Raw genomic sequence first — 18,513 nt, 5'->3', positions numbered from 1 at the left:
GAGATTCGTCACGGGGAGAGCGAAGTGGCCAAGCAGTTCAACGGCGTGATCAACGTCGACATCCGCGATTCCGAGCCGGACTGGGAGCCGTACGGGCAGCCGACCGCACCGGAGGGCGCGCCCAACGTCCTCTACATCGTCCTCGACGACATGGGGTTCTCGGCCGCCCAGCCGTGGGGCGGGCTGATCGACACGCCCAACATCAACCGGCTGGCCGAGTCCGGGCTGACCTACACCAACTGGCACACCACCGCGCTGTGCTCGCCGACCCGGTCCAGCCTGCTCACCGGGCGCAACCACACCACGAACGGGATGGCCTGCATTGCCGAGGCCACCACCGGATTCCCCAACGGCAACGGGCACATCCCGTTCGAGTGCGCGACGATCGCCGAGGTGCTCGGCGAGCGCGGCTGGAACACGTACATGCTGGGCAAGTGGCACCTGTGCGCGTCCGACGAGATGAACATGGCGTCCACCAAGCGGAACTGGCCGATCGGCCGCGGATTCGAGCGCTACTACGGCTTCCTCGGTGGCGAAACCAACCAGTGGTACCCGGATCTGGTGTACGACAACCACCCGGTCGAGCAGCCCGCGACGCCGCAGGAGGGCTACCACCTCACCACCGATCTCACCGACAAGGCGATCGAGTTCGTCAAGGACGCCAAGGTGATCGCGCCGGACAAGCCGTTCTTCATGTACTTCTGTCCCGGCGCCACGCACGCCCCGCACCACGCGCCGGCCGAGTGGATCGAGAAGTACGCCGGCAAGTTCGACATGGGCTACGAGCGGTACCGGGAGCTGGTTTTCGAGCGGCAGAAGCAGCTCGGCGTGCTGCCGGACAACGCCGAACTGACGCCGATCAACCCGTACGTCGAGGAGACGAGCGCGGACGGCAAGAAGTGGCCGGACCTGGACGTGGTGCGGCCCTGGGATTCGCTGTCGGCCGACGAACAGCGGCTGTTCTGCCGGATGGCGGAGGTGTACGCGGGTTTCCTGTCGCACACCGATCACGAGATCGGCCGGCTGCTGGACTTCCTGGAGTCCTCCGGCGAGCTGGACAACACCCTCGTGGTGTTCGTGTCCGACAACGGCGCCAGCGCCGAGGGCGGGCCGAACGGGTCGGTCAACGAGAACAAGTTCTTCAACTCGATCCCGGACGACATGGCGGAGAACCTCCGCTACCTCGACCGGATCGGCTCGCCGGCGACGTACAACCACTACCCGTCGGGCTGGGCGTGGGCGTTCAACACGCCGTTCAAGCTGTGGAAGCGCTACAACTTCGAGGGCGGCGTCGCGGACCCGCTGATCATCTCCTGGCGGCGCGGCATCTCCGCGCACGGCGAGCTGCGCCACCAGTACTGCCATGCCACCGACATCGTCTCCACGGTGTACGACTGCCTGGGCATCGAACTGCCCGCGGAGGTCAAGGGGTTCCAGCAGATCCCGCTGGAGGGCGTCAGCCTGCGCGCCACGTTCGAGGACGCGAACGCGCCGACCCCCAAGCAGACCGCGTTCTACTCGATGCTCGGCTCCCGGGCGATCTGGCACCGCGGCTGGAAGGCGGTCTCGGTGCACCCGACGATCGCCGGGTGGAGCAACTTCGAGCACGACCGCTGGGAGCTGTACGACACCAGCCAGGACCCGACCGAGATGCACGACCTGGCGGCCGAGCACCCGGCCAAGCTGCACGAGATGATCAACATCTGGTTCAACGAGGCCGGCAAGTACCAGGGCCTGCCGCTGGACGACCGTACCGCGGTGGAGGTGCTGGCCGACCCGACCCGGCCGCAGATCTCGCCGCCCCGGGACCGGTACGTCTACTACCCGGACGCCGCCGAGGTGCCCGAATCCGCCGCGGTCAACATCCGCAACCGCAGCTACCAGATCGCGGTGTCTCTCGACGTCGACTCGCCCGACGCCAACGGGGTGCTGTTCTCGCAGGGCGCCCGGTTCGGCGGGCACAGCCTCTACGTCAGGGACCGCCGGCTGAAGTACGTGTACAACTTCGTCGGCAGCAACCTGCAGGTCGTCGAGGCGGACACCGACCTGCCGACCGGCGAGGTGGTCGCGGCGGCGGTGTTCGAACGCGAGGGGGACGCGATGCCGGCCACCGGCACGCTGACGCTCTACCTCAACGACCGGAAGGTCGGCGAGGGCCGGATCACCACCCAGCCCGGCAACTTCTCGCTGGTCGGCGAGGGGCTCAACGTCGGCCGGGACCCGGCCGAGCCGGTGACCGACGACTACCCGGGCGTCTCGCCGTACGAGTTCGTCGGCGGCACCATCCACCAGGCGATCGTCGACGTGTCCGGCGAGCCGTTCGTCGACCTGGAGAAGGAAGCGGTCGCGATGGCCAGCCGCGAATGACGCCACGGTCGCGGTGGGTGCGCCGGGCACCCACCGCGAGCCGCGGGTGCCCGGATCTCGCGCGGCGTGGGGACAGGGTGCGCGGGGTTCGCGCACGGTAGGGACCGGAGCGCCGGGCCGTCAGCGGCGGCCGTGGGCGGCGCCCAGCACGAACGCGAGCACCAGGGTGAACAGCCAGCCGAGCGCGAGCGGCACGGTCACGGCATCCGCCGCACCAGCAGGCCGGACAGCCGCGCGTAGAACACGGTGACCGCCGGGTCGGCGTCGAGCTGATCGACCGGTACGACGCGCAGGTAGACCGCGCCGTCGACCAGCGCCGGCATCCGGGACACCACCATCGCCCACCAGCAGCCGTGCCCGTGCACGCCGGCGGCCGGCGAGATGAACACCTGGTCGCCGGCCCGGATGTCGTCCGCGGAGAGCACGTATGTCGCGGTTGGCCTGGACTTCGCCACAGCCGGTACCTCCACTACCGGTCGTGCTCCCGGGCGTCTTGCCCGACTCCCGGAGAGCCGCCTGATGCTGTGCTGGCTACGCTACGTCATTCGGTCTATCCTGTCTAGCCAGTCTTAGGTATCTAAGGCGTCGTAGACGGTATAGACGTCTTGACCTGCTCATACGCTGGCGGCGTGGAGATCACGGTCGATATCAAGGACCCGACTCCGGTCTACCGGCAGATCGCGGATCAGCTGGAGATGCTCATCCGCTCGGGCCATCTCAAACCGGGGGAGAAGCTGCCCAGCGAGTCGACGCTCGTGCAGCAGACCGGGGCCGCACGGATGACCGTGCGGCATGCCCTGGAAACGTTGCGGGACAAGGGGCTGATCGTGACCGCTCCCGCCCGGGGCTCCTGGGTCAAGGAGTAGTGGCGCCGGTCCCGAGCCCAATGACGACACCGAGTCCCGGCGGCAAGGGATACGGCGTTCCGGCGGGGGTGGGCCAGGGTGCGTATCCCCGTCGCGGCGGCGCATCGTCCCGTGGGCGGCAACTTGGGTCGGGTTGTCCGCCCGTCGCCGGAACCACCGAAGCTGGACGAGCCATGCTGTTTGCGAAGCGTGTCAGTGTTCAGCAAATAGGTGCTCTCCGTCCGCGGCGGAACTGCGTTATTATCTGAACATGACTGACAGGGCATCGCTGCCCACGGATCGTGAGCTGGTCACGACGGCTACCCGGGCGCTGCAGGAGCGGTTGCCGTCGACCTGGGCATTGTCTCTCGGCGAGGCGCCGCAGCCGTGGGCCCCGGATGCCGACTCGGTGCTGTCGCTCCGCTCGCCCGACGGCGCTGAGGTAGCCGTGATCGTCGAGGTCAAGAGTGTCGTCGAGCCGCGGGATGTTGCCGCAATGCAGGACCGGCTCGTCAGGCTGCTCTCCCGGCACCCGGGAAGCATCGGCTTGGTCGTGTCGCGGTACCTGTCGACCTCCGCTCGCGCGCGCCTTGCCGAGGCGGGCCTGTCCTATGCGGACGCCTCCGGGAACATGCTGGTGCGCGCCGACGAGCCGGGCCTGTTCCTCTCGGACCGTGGCGCGGACCGGGATCCGTGGCGCGGCCCGGGGCGTCCTCGACAAACCTTGGCCGGAGAGCCCGCGGCCAAGGTGGTCCGAGCGTTGGCCGATCTCGCCGGGCCATGGAAGATTCGTGAGCTGGTGCGTGCCGCTGCCGTGTCGACCGGCTCGGCGTACCGGGTGCTCGCGTTCCTGGAGTCCGAAGATCTGGTTCGACGTGACGGTGCAGGGCTCATCAGCGTTCCGGACTGGCGGGCGCTGTTACGACGTTGGAGCGAGGACTACCGGTTTCTGGGCACGAATGCCGTCCTGCGTTGCATCGCGCCGCGTGGCCTGCCCGCGTTTCTCGATCAGATCCGGGGTGCCGGAGTGGACAACTACGCGTTGACCGGTTCCGTGGCCGCCGCGGCGTGGCAGCCGTACGCGCCGGTCCGTTCCGTCATGGTGTATGCCGGTGACCCCGAGCAAGCGGCGGACGCATGGGGCGCGCGCGCGACGGACGCCGGGACCAACGTACTGATCGCCCGGCCGGCCTATCCGGTCGTTCTCGATCGCACGACCGAAGCGCTTGACGGGCTCGTCGTGGCCGCGCCAACCCAGGTTGCCGTGGATCTGATGACGGGACCGGGGCGGGCGCCTTCCGAAGCTGCCGAACTTTTGGATTGGATGGAACGTCATGAGGACGCCTGGCGATGAGCAGGCCGACCTGCTGGTGCGTGCGCGAGCCGCACTGCTCGATTCGCTCGAAGCACTCGCCGAGCAACGAGCAGCCGTCATCGTCATTGGCGCCCAGGCCGTCTACCTGAGAACGGGCGGCATCGACGTGGCTCTGGCGGAGGCAACCAAGGACAGCGATGTCGCGCTCGACCCGCGTCTTCTCGTCGACGTGCCCAGGGTGGAAGCGGCGATGCAGGACGCGGGGTTCGCTCCCGATGTGAACGGGCAGCCGGGCGCCTGGGTGAATCCGGACGGTATTCCTGTCGATCTCATGGTCCCGGAACAACTCGCTGGAGCTGGCGGACGACGTGGCGCGCGGATTCCGCCACATGGCAGTCGAGCAACACGGCGCGCCCGAGGCATCGAGGCAGTGCTGGTCGATCATGACCCGCTGGTCGTGCGTTCTCTCGATTCCGTCGACCAGCGTGCCGTAACCGTGAACGTCGCCGGCGCAGCGGCGCTGCTCGTCGCGAAACTGCACAAGATCGCGGAGCGTGTCGGCAGTCCCACCAGGCTCAACGACAAGGATGCGCACGACTCCTACCGGTTGCTCCGAGCCAGCGATACATCAACTCTCCGGACGTCCTTCGAGTGCCTGCTCGAACACGAGCTGTGCGGGGATGTCACCCGGCAAGCCCTGGAGTATCTCGATTCCCTGTTCGCGGCGGGCCCGGATGCCCTCGGGTGCACAATGGCCGGCCGCGCCGAGGAAGGGGTCGGGGAGCCGGAGCAGGTTGCCGTCGCGGTGTCCCTGCTGGCCGGCGACCTGCTGGCGAGCCTGCGCTGACGGCGGCATCCGACTGTGCCCGCTGGTCAGCGGTCGGTGAAGGCGCCGTGCCGGGCGGCGAGCGCGGCGGTGCGGGCGGCCTGGTCGGGCAGTGCCGGGTCCGGCGGTAGCCGCAGCAGCACCAGGTGGTGGTAGACCGGCGCGGTCGAGGCGACCAGCAGCGGTCGGGCCCGGGTACCGGCGGGCAGCTCACCGTGGCCGATCGCGCGGTCCACGATGACCTCGCAGCGCGCGTACCGGTCGGCCCAGAGGCGTCGCTGGGCCGCGTCGGCCTGCGCGGACCGGAACGACGCGGCGATCAGCGCCGCCATCACCGGTGGTTCGGCGGTCATCGCCGCCTGGATCTCGTGGTTCAGCGCCGCCAGGTCGCCGGCCAGCGAGCCGGTGTCCGGCGGCTGCCAGCCGTCGTCGCCGGCCGCGTCGAGGACGTCGGCGAGCAGCCCACCGACGTCGCCCCAGCGCCGGTAGACGGTGGCCCGGTGCACGCCGGACCGGGCCGCGACCGCGTCGACGGTGAGCCCGTCGTAGCCGTGCTCGCCCAGCTCGGCGCGGACGGCGTCGAGCACCTGGGCCCGCACCCGGGCGGTCCGGCCACCGGGGCGCCGGCGGGGTGCACCGCCGCCCCGGCCGGGCGGCACGTCCGCCGGGTGTGGCGAACGGCCTGGGTCGGGCACATCCGCCGGGTGCCGCGAACCGTCCGAGCGCGGTGCAGGGGCGAGGGACGTCACGGTGTTTCCGATTGCTCGGCGGGCGCGGTCATGGCAGCATCTTAACGCGCCAGTTGTCGCAATACTGGCCTGTCCGGTGACGGTCGTCGACGGGCAGGCTCCATCCGTCGTCGAAGGGACCGACCGTGCCGATGGCCCCGCCCGACCCGACCGTGCTGCACCCGATGCCCGAAGCGCCGCGGGTGGTGCTGCTGAAACCGCTGGTCACGTCGCCGCTGATCGAGGTCGGCGAGTTCAGCTACTACGACGATCCGGACGACCCGACCGCGTTCCAGACCCGCAACGTGCTCTACCACTACGGGCCGGAACGGCTGGTGATCGGGAAGTTCTGCGCGCTCGGCGAGGGGGTGCGGTTCGTCATGAACGGCGCCAACCACCGGATGGACGGCCCGTCCACCTTCCCGTTCCCGATCATGGGCGGCGCCTGGCGCGAGCACTTCGACCTGATCACCGGGCTGCCCGGCCGCGGCGACACCGTGATCGGCAACGACGTGTGGCTCGGGTACCAGGCGATGGTCATGCCGGGCGTGCGCATCGGGCACGGCGCGATCGTCGCATCCGGTTCGGTCGTCGTCGCCGACGTGCCCGACTACGGCATCGTCGGCGGCAACCCGGCCCGGCTGATCCGGAGGCGGTACGACGACGCCGACATCGCCCGACTGCTCGAGATCGCCTGGTGGGACTGGCCACTGGAACACCTGACCCGGCAGCTGGCCACGATCATGTCCGGCACCGTCGACGACCTGGTCCGCGCCGCACCCGGACCTCGCTGACCGGCGCACCGCAGCATCCGCCGGCCGGCACCGATGCGCCGCGCGGTACCGAGAAACGGAAGACACATGCCCACTGCACCATCCGAACCGTTCGTCGACTGGCTGCGCGAGCACGCCACGCCGCTCGGCCACCTCGACCCCGCCGCGCCGCTGGACGACCTGGCGCCGCTGAAAGCCGCCATCGGTACCGCCCGGGTCGTCGCGATCGGGGAGAACGCGCACTTCATCCGGGAGTTCGCGACGCTGCGCGAGCGCCTCCTGCGGTACCTGGTCGAGGAATGCGGCTTCACCGCGCTGGCCTTCGAGTACGGGTTCAGCGAGGGGTTCGGGCTCGACGCCTGGGCGCGCGGCGACGGCGCGGACGGCGACCTCGACGACCTGCTGGCCGGCACCGTCCCGATCGGGGTGGACGGGCCGCTGCGCTGGCTCCGCCGGTACAACCGGGACGCGGCGCGGCCGGTGCGGTTCGCCGGGCTCGACGTGCCGTCGGCCGGCGGGTCGCTGCTGCCCGCGCTGGAACCGGTCGCCGACTACCTGCGCCGGGTGGATCCGGAGATCGCCCCGACGCTGGCGGAAGCGGTGCGGATCGCCGGCTCGTTCGCCGGTGGATCGGCCGCGGACGCGGCGCCGCGCTGGGCCCGGCTGCCCGCTGCGGAGCAGAACGCGCTCACCGCGATCCTGTCCCGGCTGCTGGTCCGGATGCGCGCGATGGAACCGCGGTACGTCTCGCGCAGCGACCGGGACGACTACCACGTCGCGGTACGGCGGCTGGAGGGTGCGCGGGCCGGCGACTACGGCTTCCGCGCGATGGCGGAGCTGTTCGCCGGTACCGGGCTGACCGCGGACACCTCGGCGCGTGACGCGTACCTGGCGGGCTCGGTGCGCTGGCACCTGGACCGTCTCGGGCCGGACGCCAGGATCGTGCTCGCCGCGCACAACGCGCACATCCAGACCGAGCCGATCGCCTTCGACGGCCGGCTCACCGGCCTGCCGATGGGGCACTACCTGCGCCGCGAGCTCGGCGACGGGTACTACAGCCTCGGCCTGACCGGCAGCGCCGGGCACACCGCCGAGATGGTCCGGGACGAGAGCGTGCCGTTCGGCTTCACCATCGAGGAGACCGCGCTGGACGACCCCGAGCCGGGCAGCATCGAGGCGGCGTTCACCGGCGCCGGACTCGGACGCAGCCTCGCCGACCTCCGCGGCGGACCGCCGGACGCGCCTGCCCCCGATCGGATCCGGTTGCAGGGCGGCTACCTGCACACCCCGGTGACCCGGGCGTTCGACGGCATGCTGCACGTCCCGACCACCACGGTGACCCCGCACTGACCGCGCGGGCCGGCCCGGATCGGTCCGGCACGACACCCGGTTCGACGGCCGCCCGACCGGCGGCTCAAGCGACCGCGGGCAGTTGGTGCGCCAGCCAACCGGTGAGGCTGCGCACGTAGGTGGCGGTCAGGTGCGCGTCGTTGCGGTAGACGATGACGTTGCCGATCACCGCCGGGCAGGTACCGTCCCGGCACAGCATCGGCGCCACGTCGATCGACCGCACGCCCGGTACCTCGTCGGCGGCCTCCCCGTTGACCGGCTGGAAGTCGAGCGCCTTGCTCTCCGGGAAGGCGCAGTCGGTCAGGTCCCGCATCGACTTCGACACGCAGGACGGGATGTCGGTCGGTGGGCGCGGGTTGTCCTGCATCACGGCGATCTTCGCGCCGGTGCCGCGCAGCCGGTCCAGCGTCTTGACGTACCCGTCGCGCAGCGCGTCGGCGCTGGCGTCACCGGTGAGCCGGTCGCCGCCCTCGATCACCGACTCGGTGGCCAGGTTGCCGGTCACCACCAGCGCCGGATGCTCGTCGGCGATCCGCTTCAACGCCGCGTCCCGGAAGTCGTCGCACTCGCTGTACTCCCGCTTGAACTGGTAGTTGTACGTGCGGACCTGCGCCGGGGTGCACGCCGCCTTGCCCAGCGCCACCAGCCGCCAGCCGCGGTCCTTCGCGATCGTGTCCATCGCCGCGAAGTACTGCAGGGCATGGGAATCGCCGTACAGCACCACGGTGGTGTCGCCGTTCGGGTCGCCGTACACGCAGTCGCCCGGGGTGCGGGTCTCCTTCTGCCGCACCAGGCAGTGGTCGTCCTGTGCCTGCCCGTCGTCCTGCACCGCCTTCGCCGGTACCGGCGCGAGGGCGCGGGCGGTGCGCTGCATGCCGTCGCCGTCCTTCAGCGCCTTCGCCCCGATCGCCTGCCGCGGCGAGGCCTGCGGCACCGTCGGTACCGCCACCAGCGCACCGACCCCGACCAGCACCGAGACCGCGGTGCAGGCGAGGCCCAGCGGCAGCGCGCGGCGCGGCCGGGCGAGCGCCCTGGCGTGCCGGAGCCGGTCCTCCACCAGATGGTGGCTGATCGCGGCGGGGATGCCGGACAGCAGCACCACGATCGCGAGCTGGGACGCCGGCAGGTCGCCCAACCAGGCGGTGACCAGCGCGATCGCCGGCCAGTGCCAGAGGTACCAGGAGTACGAGATGCGGCCCACGTAGCGCACCGGCGGCAGCGACAGCAGCCGGCCGGGGGCGGTGTCGACCACGGCGGTGCCGGCCGCGATGACCGCGACGGTGCCGAGTACCGGCAGCAGTGCGGTGGCGCCGGGGAACGGCGTGTCGTCGCGGTAGCCGACGATGGAGATCGCGATCGCGACCAGCCCGAGCGCGGCGGCCGGCGTCGCGAACCGCCGCAGCCGGCCGAACGCGGCGGCCGGGACCAGGGCGAGCAGCCCGCCGGCGGCGAGTTCCCAGCCGCGGGTCAGCGTGGAGAAGTACGCGGCGCCGGCGGCATCGGCGACCTCGACCACCGCGTAGCCGAACGAGGCGGCGGCGAGCACCCCGAGCGCCACCGCCAGGCGGGGCCGCAGGGCGACGTGCCGGTACCGGCACCACAGCACGACGGCGATCACCACGATCGGCCAGACCAGGTAGAACTGCTCCTCGACGGCGAGCGACCAGAAGTGCTGCACCGGGCTGGCATCGGCGCCGAGCGCCGAGTAGTCGACCGACTGGCCGGCCAGCCGCCAGTTGATGACGTACAGCCCGGCGGCGATCACGTCGGCGAACACCGACTTGCCGCCGACCGGCGACAGCACCCACCAGGACGCCACCACGACCGCGACCAGCACCGGAACGGTCAGCGGCAGCAGCCGCTTGGCCCGGCGGGCGTAGAACGCCGCCGCCGACACGGTGCCGCGCCGTTCCGCCTCCCGTACCAGCATGCCGGTGATCAGGAAGCCGGAGATGACGAAGAACACGTCGACACCGACGTACCCGCCGCCCAGCCAGGCGATGCCCGCGTGGTACCCGAGCACGGCCAGCACGGCGACCGCGCGCAGTCCCTCGACGTCCGGCCGGAACCGGTGCGGTGGCGGCGAATCCGTCCGCGTCGAGGGTTCGGTGCGGGGCGCCACCGCGGCGGATCGATCGGCACTGGTCGATGTCTGCTGGACGTCCATGCCTCTCCGGTATCAACGCTGGATGTGTGCCGGCTGGGTGCTGGCTGGCAAGCGGACCCGGGTGCCCAACGCCATTCGGTCTGGCGGGCGAATCGTGATCCCGATCGCACGCCGGGTGCGCCCGGCGCCGGTCACCGACAGGCCACCTGTGCGCCACCCTTTGCTCTGGACACTTCCATGCACCACCTGTGGTGCGCTCAGGTGTCCAGAGCAAAGGTGGTGCGCTCAGGTGCGCAGAGCAAAGGAACGTCGACGGGGTGGGGCGGGTGGGGCGCAGTAGGCGGCATGTGTCGGGGCATACCCGCGCCGCGGTGTTCGCATGCATCTGGCCCGGCGGCACCGACCAGATCGGCCGGTTGCGGACAGAAACGGTTCGGCGGTGGCGCACCGGATCCGTCGGCGACCGGTTCGCGGCCGGCCCAGCGGTGCAAACCGAACGGGTCCCGCCGCGCGTGGCGGACGAGACCCGTCGCTGGGGCGGGCCGTGCCTCAGCGGCCGACGGCGTAGCCCTGGGCGCCGCGCGGGTTGGCGGCCGCCCGCAGGAAGCCGGTACCGGGCCAGTCGGCGTCCCGGGCGACCGCGGACAGCCGGCCGAGCGACCACGGCGGCTGCGTCTCGACCTGGTGCCCGCGGCGGCGCAGCTCGGCGATCGTCGCGGCGTCCATCCGGTCCTCGACCAGCAACACGTTGGCGCGGCTGCCCCGCGGGTAGAACGACGACGGGAAGTGCATCGAGTGGAACATCGGCGCGTCGATCGCCTCCTGCAGGTTCAGTCCACTGTGGACGAGCGAGAGGAAGAAGTTGACGCTCCACTGGTCCTGCTGGTCGCCGCCCGGGGTGCCGAACGCCAGCCACGGCCGGCCGTCGCGCGTCGCGAACGACGGCGTCAGCGTGGTGCGCGGCCGGGCGCCGGGCCGCAGGCTGCCCGGCAGGCCGTCCTGCAACCAGAACATCTGCCCGCGGGTGCCGAGGCAGAAACCGAGCGACGGGATCGTCGGGGAGGACTGCAACCAGCCGCCGCTGGGCGTCGCCGACACCATGTTGCCCCACCGGTCCACCACGTCCAGGTGGCAGGTGTCGCCGTTGACCCGGCCGTTCGCTCCGGTCCGCGCCTCGCCCGGCTCCGCGGAGTCGGGGGCGGGCATCGAGACCGTCGGCTCGCCCACGCCGCCCACCACGCCGGCGGCGGCGGTCGCCGTGATCGGCCCCGGGTACTCCGGCAGCCGCGGGGTGCGGCCGGCCGGGCTGCCGGGCCGCAGCTCGGCGTTGGCCGCCGCGCCGATCAAGCCGCGCCGCGCCTCGTTGTACTCCTTGCTCAGCAGCGCGGTCAGCGGCACGTCGGCGTACCGCGGGTCGCCGTACCAGGCCTCCCGGTCGGCGAAGGCGAGCTTGGCCGACTCGGTGACCGTGTGCACGAACTCGGCCGGTGCGGCGGCGTCCAGGTCGAACCCGGACAGCAGCGCCAGCTGCTGCAGGAACACCGGCCCCTGACCCCAGCTGTCCGTCTTGTACACCGTGTGATCGCGGTAGTCCAGGTGCACCGGCTCCTCGACGGTCGCCCGCCAGCCGGCCAGGTCGTCGCCGGTGAGCAGCCCGGTGTGCTCGGCGCCGGAGGTGTCCCGCCAGCCGCGGCCGGCGCAGAACTCGGCGATCGCCTCGGCCACGAACCCGGAGTACCAGGCCGATCGGGCCGCCTCGATCTCGCTCTCCCGGCTGGAACCCCGGCCGGCCCCGCCGTGCGCCTCGGCCTCGGCGACCACCCGCCGGAACGTGGCGGCCAGCACCGGGTTGGCGAACCGGCCACCGGTGACCGGTACCGCGCCGGCGGGCAGCCAGGTGACCGCCGAGGTCGGCCAGTCGGCCCGGAACATGTCCGCGACCGTACCGATCGTGTTCGCGATCCGCTCCAGCACCGGGATGCCGTGCTCGGCGTACCAGATCGCCGGCTCCAGCACGTCCCGCAGCCGCCAGGTGCCCCAGCGCTCCAGCATCAGCAGCCAGCCACCGAACGCGCCGGGCACCGTCGCCGGCAGCAGCCCGGTGCCGGGCATCAGGTCGACGCCCAGCCCGCGGACCGCGGCGACGGTGGCCGCCGCGGGCGCCACGCCCTGCCCGCACACCACCGACACCCGCTGCTCGGCCTCCGGCCACACCAGCGCCGGCACCTCGCCGCCCGGGCCGTTCAGGTGCGGCTCGACGACCTGCAGCAGGAAGCCGGCGGTGACCGCCGCGTCGAACGCGTTGCCGCCGCGCTCCAGCACGCTCATCCCGGCGGCCGACGCCAACCAGTGCGTACTGGCCACCATGCCGTGATCGCCGGACAACTCGGGCCGGGTGGTGAACATGGGCATCCCTTCTACTGCGCGAGGCTCGGTACCGAGTCCTCGGTCACCAGGTGGCAGGCAACCGGATGGTCGGGGGAGCGGACCGGCGTCAGGCTCGGTACCACCGTGGCACACCGGTCGATCGCGACCGGGCAGCGGGTGTGGAACCGGCAGCCGGACGGCGGCGCCAGCGGCGACGGTACGTCGCCGGACAGCACCACCCGGCGCCGATCGCGCTGCGCCGCCGGATCCGGTACCGGCGCCGCCGACAGCAGCGCCCTCGTGTACGGGTGCTGCGGGTCGGTGAAGATCTGCTCGCGCGGGCCGGACTCGACCACGCTGCCCAGGTACATCACCGCGATGCGGTCGGCGAGGAACTCGACCACCGACAGGTCGTGCGTGATGAACAGGCACGAGAAGCCCATGTCCCGTTGCAGGTCGGTGAGCAGGTTGAGCACCGACGCCTGCACCGAGACGTCCAGTGCGCTGACCGGTTCGTCGGCCACCACCAGCTTCGGCCCGCACACCAGCGCGCGGGCCAGGCCGACCCGCTGCCGCTGGCCGCCGGACAGCTCGTGCGGGTACCGGTGCCGCATCTGGGCGCGCAACCCGACCCGTTCCAGCATCTCGCAGACCTTGTCGGTGGCGGCACGACCGGACGCGATCCGGTGCTGCCGCAGCGGTTCCGCGACGATCTGGCCGATGGAGAACCGCGGGTTGAGCGACGAGTACGGGTCCTGGAAGACGATGTGCACGTCCCGCCGCAGCGGCCGCATGCCCCGGCGGGACAGGTGGGTCACGTCGGTACCGTCGAACACGATCCGGCCCGAGGTGGGCTCGGTCAGCCGCAGGATGCACTTGCCGATCGTCGACTTGCCGGAGCCGGACTCGCCGACCAGCCCCAGCACCTCGCCGGCGCCGATCGACAGCGAGACACCGTCCACCGCGTGCACCACCCGGCCGCGCCCGGACGGGTAGTGCTTGACCAGGTCGGTGATGGTGAGCAGATCAGGCATCGACAGCCTCCACAGTGGACACGCCGGGATGGAAGCAGGCCGCGAAGTGGCCGTCGCCCTGCGGGTCGAGGGCCGGCCGGGCCGCGGTGCAGTCGTCGGCGGCGATCGGGCAGCGCGGCGCGAACGGGCACTCGTCCGGATCGGCGTACGGCGCGGGCACCATGCCGGGGATCTCCCGCAGCCGGCGCCGGTCCGTACCGTCCCGCTGCGCAGCGCTGGGCAGCGCGCCGAGCAGCCCGCGGGTGTAGGGGTGCAGCGGCCGGGCGAACAGCTCGGTCACCGTCGCCTGCTCGACGATCCGGCCCGCGTACATCACCGCGACCCGGTCGGCGATGTCCGCCACCACCCCGAGATCGTGCGTGATCAGGACGATCGCGGTACCGAGCCGGTCCCGCAGCGAACGGAACACGTCCAGCACGCCGGCCTGGATCGTCACGTCCAGCGCCGTGGTCGGCTCGTCCGCGATCAGGATCCGCGGTTCGCAGGCGACCGCGATCGCGATCATCACCCGCTGCCGCATCCCGCCGGACAGCTGGTGTGGGTACTCCCGCAGCCGGCCCGCCGGGTCCGGGATGCCCACCAGGTCCAGCAGCTCGACCGCACGGGCCCGCGCGGCGCGCCGGGACAGCTTCTGGTGCCGGTGCAGCACCTCGGTGATCTGGAAGCCGACGGTGAACGACGGGTTCAGCGACGTCATCGGCTCCTGGAACACCACCGAGACGTCCGACCCGCGCAGCGCGCGCAGCTCGCGGCCGTCGAGCCGCAGCAGGTCCCGCCCGTCGAGCCGGACCTCGCCGGACACCCGCGCGGTCGGCGGCAGCAGCCGCGGTACCGACATCGCGGTCACCGACTTGCCCGAGCCGGACTCGCCGCACAGGGCCAGGATCTCGCCCGGCGCCAGGGTCAGCGAGACACCCTTGACCGCCTGCACCAGGCCGTCCTCGGTACCGAACGAGACGTGCAGGTCCGCCACCGACAGCAGCGCGGTGTCGGCCGCACCGCGCGCGCGGTTCACTCGCTCGCTCATCGACGTTCCTCCTTGACCGCAGTGCCGACGCGGCACGCTCGTCCGGTGCTCGTCATCGGGCGCTCCTGGGGTCGATCACGTCGCGCAGGCCGTCGCCGAGCAGGTTGAACCCGAGCGTGGTCACCGCGATCATCACGCCGGGCCACACCGCGAGCCACGGCGCCTGGGAGAGGAACTGCTGGGCGGTGGTCAGCATGACGCCCCAGGACGGGGTCGGCGGCTGTACCCCGAGCCCCAGGAAGGACAGCGTCGCCTCGCCGATGATCGCCGCCGGGATCGCCACCGTCGCCTGCACGATCAGCGCGTTCGCCGCGTTCGGCAGCACGTACCGGAACAGGATCGTGGCGTCGTTGGCGCCGTCGGCGATCGCACCGGCGACGAAGTCCTGCTCGCGCACCGACAGCACCTCGCCGCGGGTGATCCGGACGATCGCCGGGATCTGCGCGACGCCCAGCGCGAACACCACGTTGCGCAGCGACGGGCCGAGGATCGCCGCCAGCCCGACCGCGAACACCAGGAACGGGAAGGAGAGTACGACGTCCACGGTGCGCATCACGACCGAGTCGAGGTAGCGCCGGTAGAACCCGGCGACCAGGCCGACCGGGATGCCGATCACCATCGCCAGCGCCGTCGACAGCACCCCCGCCTGCAGCGAGACCCGGGCACCGGACGCGATCCGGGCCAGCTGGTCGCGGCCGAGGTCGTCGGTGCCGAGCAGGTGCGCGCCGGACGGCGCACCCAGCACGTCGTCGAAGTGCACCGCGGTCGGGTCACCGAACAACGCCGGCCCCAGCAGCGCCAGCAGCAGGAACAGTACGACCAGGACCAGTCCGGTGAGGGACATCGGCTTGCGGTAGAACCGGCGCCACATCCGCCGCCAGCGGTCCGACCGGCCGGTGGCCGCGACGGCCGTGGGCGCCGGGGTGGTGAGCACGTCAGCCATGGGTCGCTCCCGTGGGGGTGTCTGATGGATCTTGGCCGAGCGAGCCCGGCGCAGCCGGCTGAAGATCCATCAGATGCCCCCTAGCCGGATCCGCGGATTCAGTGCGGCGTAGGCGACGTCGACGAGCAGGTTGACCACGATGTACCCGACGACGGTCACCAGCACGACCGCCTCGATCACCGGGTAGTTGCGGGTCAGTACCGCGTCGACGGTCAGCTTGCCGAAGCCGGGGATGACGAAGATCTGCTCGGTCACCACCGCGCCGGAGATCAGCGCGCCCAGTTGCAGGCCCAGTACGGTGACGACGGTGGTGAGGCTGTTGCGCAGCGCGTGCACGCCGACCACCCGCGGGGCGGACAGCCCCTTGGACCGCGCGGTACGCACGTAGTCGGCGGACAGCGCGCCGAGCATCGCCGAGCGGGTCTGGCGCATCAGTACCGCGGCGAAGCCGGTGCCGAGTACCAGCGCCGGCAGGATCATCCGTTCCAGGTTCTGCCCCGGGTCCTCGGTGAACGGGACGTACCCCGACGCCGGCAGCCAGCGCAGCTTCACCGCGAACAGCAGGATCGCCAGCAGCCCCAGCCAGAAGTGCGGCACCGACAGCCCGAGCAGCCCGAAGCCGGTCGCGGTGTAGTCGGCGAACTTGCCGCGCCGGGCCGCCGCGATCGTGCCGAACAGCACGCCGACGACGATCGCGACGAGCATCGCGAGTACCGCGAGTTCCAGCGTCACCGGGATCCGGTTCGCCAGGATCTGGCTCACCGGCAGCTTGTCCTGGGTGGAGGTGCCGAGGTCGCCGGTGACCAGGTGCTTCAGATAGTCCAGGTACTGCACCGGCAGCGGCTTGTCCAGCCCGTACTCCGCCCGGATCGACGCGATCACCTGCGGTGTCGGGTTCTCCCCGGCCAGCACCACGGCCGGGTCACCGGGCAGCGCGCGGACGCCGAGGAACACCACGACGCTCGCGATCAGTACCACGATCACGGCCGCGCCGAGGCGGCGCAGCAGATACCAACCCATCGTCCTGCCACCTACTTCGCAAAGCCCGCGGTGGCGAACCGCGGGATGCCGTCGGAGTAGTACCGGATGCCTGCCACGTTCGCCGCGGTACCGAGGAAGTACCGCTCGTGGTACAGGTAGATGATTCCGTTGAGTTCGTGCTCGCGCGCGATCACCTTGCTGTACAACGCGCGTCGTTGCGCGGTGTCGGTGGTCGCGGCGGCGTGCACGCCGTTGTCGATCACCGGGTCGTGCAGGCCGCTGTAGTTGTTCGAGCCGCCCGAGGTGACCAGGTCGTTGATGTCGCCGTCCGGGTCCACCCGGCCCGACCAGCCGACCTGGATGGTGTCGAACTTGCCGGCCCGGGCCTGGTTGAGCGTGGTGACGAACTCGCCCGGTACCACCTTGACCGCGAAGCCGGCCTCCTTGGCCATCGCCTGGATGACCTGGCCGAGCCGCTCCGAGACCGGGTCGGCGGTCAGCGACAGCGTCACCGGTACCGGCGTCTCGACCCCGGCCTTCTTGACCAGCCGGCGTGCCTTGGCCAGGTCCCGCTTCGGGCAGGTGGCCTTCGGGTCGCGGTACGGGGAGTTCTTCGGCAGCGGTGAGCAGTCCGGGTCGTACAGGCCGTTGAAGACCACCCGGTTGATCACGTCCCGGTCCAGTGACAGCGCGAACGCCTCGCGCAGCTCGGGATGTTGGGCGAGCGGGGTGTCGACCTTGCCGGGCTTCTTGTCGGTGCCGTGCACGTTGGCGGTGTTGATCGTGATGCCCTGGTAGCTGATGCCGCCGCCGGGCAGGATCTTCAGGCTCTTGTCCGCCGACAGGGTGCCGACGTCGGAGGTCGCGAGCCGCTCCGCCACCTGGATGTCACCGGACTGCAGGTTCGCCGACCGGACGTTCGCGTCGGTGACGATCTTGTAGACCAGCCGGTCCAGCTTCACCTTGGCCTTGTCGTAGTAGTACGGCGACCTCTTCAGCACGATCTGGCTGCCGGAGGTGCGGCTGACGAACGAGAACGGGCCGACGCACTGCGGGTGCGCGCCGAAGTTCTTGCCGTACTTGCGCAGCGCGGCCGGCGACATGATCATCCCGGCCCGGTCGGCGAGCTGCGCGGCGAGCGGGGCGAACGGGCGGCTCAGGTGCAGCCGTACCGTGTGGTCGTCGACCACCTCGACCGAGGTCACCGCGCCCAGCTCGCTCTTGCGCGACGACGTCGGCAGGGTGAGGTCCCGGACCAGGGTGGTGCGCACCGCCTGCGCGTCCATCGTGGTGCCGTCGTTGAACTTCAGCCCCTGCCGCACCGCGATCGTCGCGGTGCGGCCGTGGTCGGAGAGCTTGGGCAGCGCCGCGGCGAGCTGCGGGACGATCTTCAGGTTCTCGTCGACGTCGTACAGCTTCTCGCACATGTTGGCGAACACCTCGCGGGCCACGAAGGTGTTCGCGGTGGTGGGGTCGAGCGCGTCGGGATCCTGGGACAGCCCGACGGTGAGTGTGCCGCCGTCTCGTACCGGTCGGGCGTCGAACGGTGCCGACCCGGTGAGCTGCTTGCCGACGCTGGTCTCGGTGCCCGAGCAGGCCGCTGCCGTCAACAGCAGCGGGACGACCGCCAGCGCGGCCACCAGCCGACGGGTACGCATGGGGGACTCCTCGAACCTTGGGGGTGTGCTGCGCCACTCGGGTCGCCGCCAACGGCTTCTGTATACAGGATCCAAGTACCGGCACCAGGATCTTCCTACTATGTGAACATCGCCGTGACACCAGGGCACTTCAGCATCACCCACAGCAACACCTGGCCTCGTTGATCATGGTGTTGTCTCGGCGAGAGCGCA

At 71.2% G+C, this 18,513-nt stretch carries 15 protein-coding genes; 6 read left to right on the top strand and 9 right to left on the bottom strand.

Features of this window, described 5'->3' with window-relative positions:
* Positions 1–24: 24 nt before the first annotated feature.
* On the top strand, positions 25–2,367 hold the full coding sequence (locus Athai_RS27465; RefSeq protein ID WP_203964159.1) for an arylsulfatase: 2,343 nt from the start codon (positions 25–27) through the stop codon (positions 2,365–2,367).
* A gap of 197 nt (positions 2,368–2,564) precedes the next feature.
* Here Athai_RS27465 and Athai_RS27460 read toward each other — a convergent pair whose 3' ends face one another.
* Complete coding sequence (locus Athai_RS27460) at positions 2,565–2,822, bottom strand: hypothetical protein (RefSeq protein WP_203964158.1); 258 nt, start codon at positions 2,820–2,822, stop codon at positions 2,565–2,567.
* Positions 2,823–2,996: 174 nt separating this feature from the next.
* On the opposite strand from Athai_RS27460, the gene Athai_RS27455 reads away from it, so the two are divergent.
* The 3 genes from Athai_RS27455 (at position 2,997) to Athai_RS27445 (ending at position 5,374) form a co-directional block, all read left to right on the top strand.
* Complete coding sequence (locus Athai_RS27455; protein ID WP_239157201.1) at positions 2,997–3,233, top strand: GntR family transcriptional regulator; 237 nt, start codon at positions 2,997–2,999, stop codon at positions 3,231–3,233.
* Positions 3,234–3,483: 250 nt separating this feature from the next.
* Positions 3,484–4,566 carry a helix-turn-helix domain-containing protein gene (locus Athai_RS27450; protein ID WP_203964157.1) on the top strand — a complete coding sequence of 361 codons (1,083 nt, stop codon included), beginning with the start codon at positions 3,484–3,486 and terminating at the stop codon, positions 4,564–4,566.
* Positions 4,547–5,374, top strand: a complete 828-nt coding sequence (locus Athai_RS27445; RefSeq protein WP_203964156.1) for a hypothetical protein — start codon at positions 4,547–4,549, stop codon at positions 5,372–5,374. Before Athai_RS27450 ends, Athai_RS27445 begins: the two co-directional genes overlap by 20 nt.
* 26 nt (positions 5,375–5,400) lie before the next feature.
* Here the strand turns inward: Athai_RS27445 and Athai_RS27440 are convergent, their stop codons facing one another.
* Positions 5,401–5,940, bottom strand: a complete 540-nt coding sequence (locus Athai_RS27440) for a TetR/AcrR family transcriptional regulator (protein ID WP_203966321.1) — start codon at positions 5,938–5,940, stop codon at positions 5,401–5,403.
* 293 nt (positions 5,941–6,233) lie between these two features.
* Between Athai_RS27440 and Athai_RS27435 the strand changes: the two genes are divergently transcribed.
* Positions 6,234–6,875, top strand: a complete 642-nt coding sequence (locus Athai_RS27435) for a CatB-related O-acetyltransferase (protein ID WP_420829848.1) — start codon at positions 6,234–6,236, stop codon at positions 6,873–6,875.
* A 66-nt stretch (positions 6,876–6,941) separates the two neighbouring features.
* Positions 6,942–8,204 carry an erythromycin esterase family protein gene (locus Athai_RS27430; protein WP_203964155.1) on the top strand — a complete coding sequence of 421 codons (1,263 nt, stop codon included), beginning with the start codon at positions 6,942–6,944 and terminating at the stop codon, positions 8,202–8,204.
* A gap of 64 nt (positions 8,205–8,268) precedes the next feature.
* Here the strand turns inward: Athai_RS27430 and Athai_RS27425 are convergent, their stop codons facing one another.
* From Athai_RS27425 to Athai_RS27395, 7 genes are all read right to left on the bottom strand, one after another.
* Complete coding sequence (locus tag Athai_RS27425) at positions 8,269–10,371, bottom strand: acyltransferase family protein (RefSeq protein WP_203964154.1); 2,103 nt, start codon at positions 10,369–10,371, stop codon at positions 8,269–8,271.
* Between the two features lie 489 nt (positions 10,372–10,860).
* Positions 10,861–12,717, bottom strand: coding sequence for a gamma-glutamyltransferase family protein (locus tag Athai_RS27420; protein WP_203964153.1), 1,857 nt, complete (start codon positions 12,715–12,717; stop codon positions 10,861–10,863).
* 11 nt (positions 12,718–12,728) lie between these two features.
* Positions 12,729–13,712: an ABC transporter ATP-binding protein gene (locus tag Athai_RS27415; protein WP_203964152.1), complete on the bottom strand. Its 984-nt coding sequence runs from the start codon at positions 13,710–13,712 to the stop codon at positions 12,729–12,731.
* Complete coding sequence (locus tag Athai_RS27410; RefSeq protein ID WP_203964151.1) at positions 13,705–14,739, bottom strand: ABC transporter ATP-binding protein; 1,035 nt, start codon at positions 14,737–14,739, stop codon at positions 13,705–13,707. Before Athai_RS27410 ends, Athai_RS27415 begins: the two co-directional genes overlap by 8 nt.
* 52 nt (positions 14,740–14,791) lie before the next feature.
* Entirely contained in the window at positions 14,792–15,682 is an 891-nt protein-coding gene (locus Athai_RS27405) for an ABC transporter permease (protein WP_239157200.1), read from the bottom strand.
* A 69-nt stretch (positions 15,683–15,751) separates the two neighbouring features.
* Positions 15,752–16,702, bottom strand: a complete 951-nt coding sequence (locus Athai_RS27400) for an ABC transporter permease (protein WP_203964150.1) — start codon at positions 16,700–16,702, stop codon at positions 15,752–15,754.
* An 11-nt stretch (positions 16,703–16,713) separates the two neighbouring features.
* The gene (locus Athai_RS27395) at positions 16,714–18,321 is read right to left on the bottom strand and encodes an ABC transporter substrate-binding protein (protein ID WP_203964149.1); all 1,608 of its coding nucleotides are present in this window, start codon (positions 18,319–18,321) and stop codon (positions 16,714–16,716) included.
* Positions 18,322–18,513: the final 192 nt, after the last annotated feature.

The sequence above is a fragment of the Actinocatenispora thailandica genome, assembly GCF_016865425.1.
GTDB lineage: Bacteria > Actinomycetota > Actinomycetes > Mycobacteriales > Micromonosporaceae > Actinocatenispora > Actinocatenispora thailandica.
The sequence above is the reverse complement of the archived record's forward strand: the minus strand, read 5'-3'. Positions and strand labels throughout refer to the sequence as shown.

Excerpts from the sequence above, each read along its gene's own strand:
- Athai_RS27405 (WP_239157200.1), bottom strand. The coding sequence starts at position 15,682 with ATGGCTGACGTGCTCACCACCCCGGCGCCCACGGCCGTCGCGGCCACC.
- Athai_RS27415 (WP_203964152.1), bottom strand. The coding sequence starts at position 13,712 with ATGCCTGATCTGCTCACCATCACCGACCTGGTCAAGCACTACCCGTCC.
- Athai_RS27420 (WP_203964153.1), bottom strand. The coding sequence starts at position 12,717 with ATGTTCACCACCCGGCCCGAGTTGTCCGGCGATCACGGCATGGTGGCC.
- Athai_RS27410 (WP_203964151.1), bottom strand. The coding sequence starts at position 14,739 with ATGAGCGAGCGAGTGAACCGCGCGCGCGGTGCGGCCGACACCGCGCTG.
- Athai_RS27435 (WP_420829848.1), top strand. The coding sequence starts at position 6,234 with ATGGCCCCGCCCGACCCGACCGTGCTGCACCCGATGCCCGAAGCGCCG.
- Athai_RS27400 (WP_203964150.1), bottom strand. The coding sequence starts at position 16,702 with ATGGGTTGGTATCTGCTGCGCCGCCTCGGCGCGGCCGTGATCGTGGTA.
- Athai_RS27395 (WP_203964149.1), bottom strand. The coding sequence starts at position 18,321 with ATGCGTACCCGTCGGCTGGTGGCCGCGCTGGCGGTCGTCCCGCTGCTG.
- Athai_RS27450 (WP_203964157.1), top strand. The coding sequence starts at position 3,484 with ATGACTGACAGGGCATCGCTGCCCACGGATCGTGAGCTGGTCACGACG.
- Athai_RS27445 (WP_203964156.1), top strand. The coding sequence starts at position 4,547 with ATGAGGACGCCTGGCGATGAGCAGGCCGACCTGCTGGTGCGTGCGCGA.
- Athai_RS27425 (WP_203964154.1), bottom strand. The coding sequence starts at position 10,371 with ATGGACGTCCAGCAGACATCGACCAGTGCCGATCGATCCGCCGCGGTG.
- Athai_RS27430 (WP_203964155.1), top strand. The coding sequence starts at position 6,942 with ATGCCCACTGCACCATCCGAACCGTTCGTCGACTGGCTGCGCGAGCAC.